General features: G+C 41.6%; 7 protein-coding genes. 5 read left to right on the top strand and 2 right to left on the bottom strand.

What is annotated here, in order from left to right:
• Positions 1-80: 80 nt before the first annotated feature.
• On the bottom strand, positions 81-1,025 hold the full coding sequence (locus EWV84_RS20065) for a trypsin-like peptidase domain-containing protein (protein WP_287079631.1): 945 nt from the start codon (positions 1,023-1,025) through the stop codon (positions 81-83).
• 9 nt (positions 1,026-1,034) lie between these two features.
• Entirely contained in the window at positions 1,035-1,340 is a 306-nt protein-coding gene (locus tag EWV84_RS20060; protein ID WP_287079630.1) for a CU044_2847 family protein, read from the bottom strand.
• Between the two features lie 288 nt (positions 1,341-1,628).
• Here EWV84_RS20060 and EWV84_RS20055 point away from each other — a divergent pair, with 288 nt between their 5' ends.
• Genes EWV84_RS20055 through EWV84_RS20035 form a run of 5 tightly spaced genes read left to right on the top strand, consistent with a single transcriptional unit; the run spans position 1,629 to position 6,358 of the window.
• A complete protein-coding gene (locus EWV84_RS20055; protein ID WP_287079628.1) occupies positions 1,629-3,176 on the top strand; it encodes a bifunctional pantoate--beta-alanine ligase/(d)CMP kinase in 1,548 nt (515 codons plus the stop codon).
• Positions 3,161-3,661: a type II toxin-antitoxin system VapC family toxin gene (locus EWV84_RS20050; protein WP_287079625.1), complete on the top strand. Its 501-nt coding sequence runs from the start codon at positions 3,161-3,163 to the stop codon at positions 3,659-3,661. The genes EWV84_RS20055 and EWV84_RS20050 overlap by 16 nt, the downstream gene beginning before the upstream one ends.
• Positions 3,662-3,671: 10 nt before the next feature.
• Positions 3,672-5,495: a phosphodiester glycosidase family protein gene (locus tag EWV84_RS20045; RefSeq protein WP_287079623.1), complete on the top strand. Its 1,824-nt coding sequence runs from the start codon at positions 3,672-3,674 to the stop codon at positions 5,493-5,495.
• A 14-nt stretch (positions 5,496-5,509) separates the two neighbouring features.
• Positions 5,510-5,833 carry a phasin family protein gene (locus tag EWV84_RS20040; protein WP_002758682.1) on the top strand — a complete coding sequence of 108 codons (324 nt, stop codon included), beginning with the start codon at positions 5,510-5,512 and terminating at the stop codon, positions 5,831-5,833.
• A gap of 6 nt (positions 5,834-5,839) precedes the next feature.
• Positions 5,840-6,358, top strand: a complete 519-nt coding sequence (locus EWV84_RS20035; protein WP_286825685.1) for an FKBP-type peptidyl-prolyl cis-trans isomerase — start codon at positions 5,840-5,842, stop codon at positions 6,356-6,358.
• Positions 6,359-6,479 lie beyond the last annotated feature (121 nt).

Below are 6,479 nucleotides of genomic sequence, written 5' to 3'. Positions count from 1 at the left end.
GTTGTTCTTTTTGGTCTGTATTCATGATTCTACCGTTTAATTGTTTCTCTTTATTTTGCCTTAGCTAACGTTTTTAGTCTCTAAGCATTTATACTTATTGCAAAATTGGGATGCTCCCTTTTATGTTTTTCTAATTCCCTAGTTAATCTAGTTCCTTTGAGCGGTTTATCGTAATCTGCAGCTATACCAATCTGATGACATAATTCATAATAAAAATCCTTATCTCCTACTAATCCTTCTAAGTTCAGATACAAGGGTTTTCGAGGACTACGCAGATACTCCCTTGCTTGATGGTAAAGTCCCCAAAGCAGCGTGGTTTTTCCTGTACCGCGTTCCCCGATAATAGCTGCACTACTGCCGGAATTTAAAATCTCAAAAATATCTTTAATTTCTTGTTCTCGTCCAAAAATTTGCTGAATTTCTTTAATACCTCCAGAAGTGGGTATAAAAGGATTATTCGCATTTTTTTGGGGTTGTAATTGCGGAAAATATTTAAAAATAGTCTGAACTGGAATCGCTCTTCCTCCCAAATCACTGTACTCATCTCTGGTTTTATTCACCACTCCGCACACTTTCCCCGTGCGTAAATTTAAAAGCGGTGAACCACTAAAACCGGGTTGTACTTGCCCTAATTTAAACTTGATTAGGGGGTTTTCATCCCCGGTTAAACCTATATACTCAAAGTCGCTAGGATCACCGTTCGGATAATCATTGGTATAGCCAAAAGTGTATAATTTATCTGTTAATTGTAAATCTTGATCAAAATCGATATATTTGTGATCTAAAGGAGAGTTTAATTGTAAAAGAGCCAAATCGATCCCATCTAAATTCGGCAAGTTGATAATTTTGGCACTAGAAATTTGACCTTGCCAAATTATCTCGATAGTCTCGTGATTATCCCGCGCATCTTTCACCACATGAAGACAGGTCAAAATTAACCCTTGTCCCACAAAAAAGCCTGTTCCTGACCCATAGATTAACTTTAACCTGACAGTGTGCGAGGGTAGAGATTCCGGGGTAAGCATTTAATCAATTTATACTCCCCATTCCAGGGTAATTTTTAAATTTCCCTTTCCCTCACCTTCCACAATTAAAGCGGTTAGTTTACCGGATTTTACCGTGACTTCTACCCCAAACTCTACGGTGGCCTTTTTGGGTTGCACTTTATTTATCGTAGCAGCGATCGATTCGGTAATTGCCTCAATTGTATCAGCCACACTTTGAAAGTCAAATAATTGATCGGATACTTCCCGTTCACCACCGAAACTTCTCGCTTCTACTAAGACGGTGACATTTTCTTTAACTTTAACTGAAATAACCTCAGATCTAGATTGTGGCATAAGGCTCCTCGAATGACCCGTTTATGGTTTTCTCGATTGGTTCTCGGACAAACTTATAGCGGAACTAAAAAAGGCTTATATATATTTTGGCACGGATTCCCATTATACTAAAAAGTATATGTCAAATCGAGGGATTTTGTCAAGTCTTTTTTGCCATTAATCTATAGAATTTGGAGACAAAAAGGAATTATTGGGCAGAAAGAGGCGATGGGATGTTATTATTTAAAGCCGATGGACTAGAAGCAATGGCGAATAGTAGTGGAATAGGCGATTAAAGGAGTGAAACCTGTGCAAATATTCACGACAATCCCCGGTTTACGCACTTTTTTGGCTGATTATCGCCATGATCGCAGTATTGCCCTTGTGCCAACCATGGGGGCGCTCCATAAAGGTCATGCTAGTCTAATTCGGCGCGCAGTGGCCGAAGCGGAGATAACTGTGGTTAGTATTTTTGTTAATCCTCTACAATTTGCTCCCACAGAGGATTTTTCTCGCTATCCCCGCAGCCTTGACAGCGATCGCCAATTGTGTGCATCCTTGGGAGTTGCTGCTATTTTTGCTCCTAGTGCGGAAACTTTAGGAATTGGTGATTCTGAGGACATAACCGCAGTTATTCCCCCGATTTCTCTGACTAGCGGGTTATGTGGTGCTTTTCGTCCGGGGCATTTTCAGGGAGTAGCCACAATTGTCACTAGGTTGTTTAATATAATTGCACCGACGATCGCCTATTTTGGCGAAAAGGATGCCCAACAGTTAGCGATTATCCGGCAATTAGTCAGGGATTTAAATTTAGCGATCGAGATTCGCGCTTGTGCTACAGTGAGAGAAACATCGGGATTAGCAGTTAGTTCTCGCAATCAGTATCTATCGACCGCAGAAAGGGAAAAAGCGACAATTATCGTCAAAAGTTTGCAATTAGCTCTCGAAAGTTTTCATTTAGGGGAAAGACAAAGGGAAAAACTACTGGCTATTGTTCAAAAAAATCTCGACAGAGTACCAGAATTTCGCTGTCAGTATCTGGATTTAGTCCATCCCCAGAGTTTACAACCGATCGAGCAGATCGAGACAGATGGCTTGTTAGCGATCGCTGGATTGATCGGTCAAACCCGTTTAATTGATAATATTATCTTGCGTCAACGTCGGGCAGTTATCGCTATTGATGGGCCTGCTGGAGCGGGAAAATCCACAGTCACGCGCTTAGTAGCGGAAAAATTGGGGTTAACCTATCTCGATACCGGTGCGATGTATCGCGCAGTGACATGGTTAGTGGTCAATTCCGGTCTGGATTTGTCCGCAGAAGCGGCCATCGCCGAGTTATTATCTTTAGCGAAGATAGCAATAATTCCGGCCGATAGTCCCGAAAATGTGACTATAGTGAAGATTAATGGGCAGGATGTGACTTTAGAGATTCGCTCTCCCGCAATTACCGCGCAAGTGTCCAGAATTGCCGCTCAAAAAGCGGTGCGACAGCAGTTAGTCACCCTGCAAAGAGAGATGGGAATGTCAGGGGGAATAGTCGTCGAAGGTCGGGATATTGGTACTAATGTTTTCCCAGAAGCGGAATTAAAGATTTTCTTGACAGCAACACCCGAAGAAAGAGCCAGAAGAAGATTGAAAGACTTAGAAGCGCAGGGAAATGGGGGTATTAGTCTCGCAGAATTAACCCAAGAGATTGAAAAAAGGGATTATTTGGATAGTAATCGCTCCCTAGCACCCCTGCGAAAAGCCGCAGATGCGATCGAAGTTAATAGCGATCATCTCAGTATTGCAGAAGTCACGGAAAAAATCATTGCTCTTTATCATCAAGGAGAAGAAAATCAATGGAGAAGCCTCTAGTTTTTTTAGATACTGATGTTTTGATTTCTTATCTACGAGGAGATCTAGCCAGTGTACATTTATTCGATCGAGAAATACTCGATTGCGTTTGTCTTGCTATTAATGCGATCGTTTTACAAGAGTTATTATTTTTAGCAGAAGTTCGTAATCATCCTGAAATAGTCGATCGGATTCAAGAAAAGGTGACTATCTTGGATTTTGATTTAGTTAAACTTGATAAATATTGGCAAAATGCTAGAGATATTCGCAATATTTTGGCAGACTCGAATGATGTTTTAATCTTAAGTAGTGCCGCTAATTGTGATTATTTAGTTACCTACGATCAAAAACTTAAAAAAGCCTCTAGTTATCTATATAACTCTAAACCGATGGTAGTAACAACTGAAGAATTATTAGAGGTTATCGATCAAGAAAATATAGTCCCTTCTAGCCTCTCTTGCCAAGGATATAAATCGTCAATTTTCCCCTTAAACAAGGTGATTTAGGGAGATAATTATGAAGTTAAATTCCCTGACTATCAAATCTATCTGTTTAACGGTAACTTCCTTGATAATTATCGGCAGTCCAGCTATATCTTTAGCCGATCATAGATCACCAATAACTTTAGCTTCTAGGGATTTATCAAACCAGCAACAGGGACGAACAATTATTCTTAATGGTCGTTCTTTCTCTATTCCTTGGCAACAGTGGACAGTAGGAAATAGTACCAGAATTGCCATGAGTGACACGGGAGCAAGACAATTATTCGGCATGGATTTTCTTAGCACAAATGATCCGAAAAAGCAACCGATAAGCTGGTTTAATTTACAAACTTTATCAGCTAATTTTATCAATTCCGATCGCTGGCTAGACGTTACGGATATTTTACTAACAACGGGTGCAACAACCACTATTAATGGCGATAGTTTAACTATTAACTTTCCTGCTCCTCAGATTCAAGATATTCAGCTAGAAAATTATGGGGCAGTACAACGGATTATTATGCAACTCGATCGCCCGACCTTTTGGCAAGTTAGTCAGGCAAAAAATCAAGCAGTGATTACCCTAGAAGGAAATGCCCAGCAATCGCTTATCTCTAGGTTTCAACCCCAAACTAGCAGCAACAGTAACCAAAATAACGATGAAGATGATCTAGGCAACTCTAATAATAACTTACCCACTCAGATCACTTCCTTAGAAAATAATGGAGTGATCAGTCGTTTAAAAATTAACCTTCCCACTGCCTACGGATTACAGATTAGCAGTGTGGATAATCCTCCCCGAATTATTATTGATTCTCGTCCCGATGCTATGGATGAAAAGCGCATTGTTTGGCAACCAGGGTTAATCTGGAATCAAAAATATATCCAGTTAGACAAAGATTGGTTTCCCGTGACTTGGTTAGAAATCGATCCCAGAAATCCCCAGATAACTATTAAACCAATTACCGCTAATTCCACCTCAGTGCGCGGCACTAATCCCCTGATCATGATTAATAGCGAAAGTAATGCGGTAGCGATGATTAATGGCGGCTTTTTTAATCGTAATAATCAGTTACCTTTGGGGGCAATTCGTGTCGATGGCAAATGGTTATCCGGACCAATTTTAAACCGAGGAGCGATCGCATGGGATAATCGTGGTCAGATCAGGATCGATCGCCTCAGTTTAGAGGAAACTCTCATTACTGCCACTGGACAACGTTTTCCCCTAACCCAGTTAAATAGTGCTTTCCTGACAGCCGGCTGCAGTCGTTATACTCGCGATTGGGGGAGTAATTATCATCCCCTCACCGAGCGCGAAACTGGGTTAGTCGTCCAAGGCGATCGCATAACGGAGAAATTAAATAATCTTTTCCCACAGGATAGTATCGCCATACCAGAAAATGGTTATTTAGTCATCTGCCGAAAGACAGAGATTAATTTAAATATTGGTGAAAGAGTCAACCTCGATAGCGTCACCCTACCGAGAGATTTTGCTGATTATCCCCAGATTTTAGGTGCTGGCCCCCTATTATTGCAGAATGGGCGCATAGTTTTGGACGGAAATGCCGAAAAATTTAGTCCTGCATTCCAAAATCAACAGGCTTCCCGTAGTGCGATCGCCGTCAGTCGAGAAGGAAAAATTTTGCTAGTGGCTATCCATAATCGTGTCGGGGGAAGGGGGGCAACTTTAGGCGAATTAGCCCGAATTTTGCTGTTAATGACGGCAAAGGACGGTTTAAACCTAGATGGGGGTAGTTCCACCGGGATAGCCTTGGGGGGTTATCTGCTCGATCGCTCTGCCGTTACCGCCGCAAAAGTCCATAATGGAATAGGGATATTTTTGTCCCCGTCTCCTTGAAAGGTGTGAAAACAATGGATAATAGCGACTGGATTAAACAATTGCTGCTGATGGGTATTGGCACTACTTCCATGGTGGCAGAAAAGATCAAAGAAGTGAGCGACGAATTAGTAAAAGACGGTAAAATCAATTCCGATCAGGCTAAAAACTTTGTCGATGATCTGATGACACAGATGAAGTCTGAACAAGGGAGCTTCGAGAATAACTTAGAACGCTATATCCGCAATATCTTGCAGGATTTAGGGGTTCCCCGACAATCGGAAATGGATGAACTGCGAGGAAGGATTGATAGATTAGAACGGCAGGTGAGAGACTTAGAGAATAAACTCTGGCGTTAGGGAATTATGAAATCAATGCGCGAAATCTTGCTCAGTTTTGCTATCATTGCGGTTTGTGGCTTATTTTTAATCGTTGCTTCCCTCTTTGGTGGGGGGGAAAAAACCAATGCGATCGCCGCAGAAATCGAGCCACCCGCTATCACTCAAACTATTAATAAGGAAATCATCTCCATGGATTTAGATCAAGCAGTCACCACCGATTCGGGACTAAAATACATCGATATCGTGGAAGGAACTGGAGAAAGTCCTCAAAAAGGTCAAAAAGTGACTGTTCACTACACGGGAACCCTCACAGACGGCAAAAAATTCGATAGTTCCAAAGATCGCAATCAACCTTTTACCTTTACCATTGGAGTTGGTCAAGTGATCAAAGGATGGGATGAAGGAGTGGCATCGATGAAAGTCGGTGGGCAGCGTACCTTAATTATCCCCCCAGAATTAGGTTATGGTGCGCGGGGTGCGGGTGGGGTGATTCCTCCCAACGCGACTTTACTTTTCGATGTGGAATTGTTGGAAGTTAAATAGGTTTTGCTGAATAAATCTAAAAACCTTATCCAACAAGGTTTTTAGACTTTTTTGACCTCAAAAAGTGCCGACCCTTGGAGTGATTGGGGGGAAAATTCAGGGACTTTTTCCCTGAAAATTA

The sequence above is a fragment of the Microcystis sp. M_QC_C_20170808_M3Col genome (genome assembly GCF_007095505.1).
In the GTDB taxonomy this organism is placed as follows: Bacteria; Cyanobacteriota; Cyanobacteriia; order Cyanobacteriales; family Microcystaceae; genus Microcystis.
This window is presented reverse-complemented; position numbering and strand designations above follow the sequence as displayed.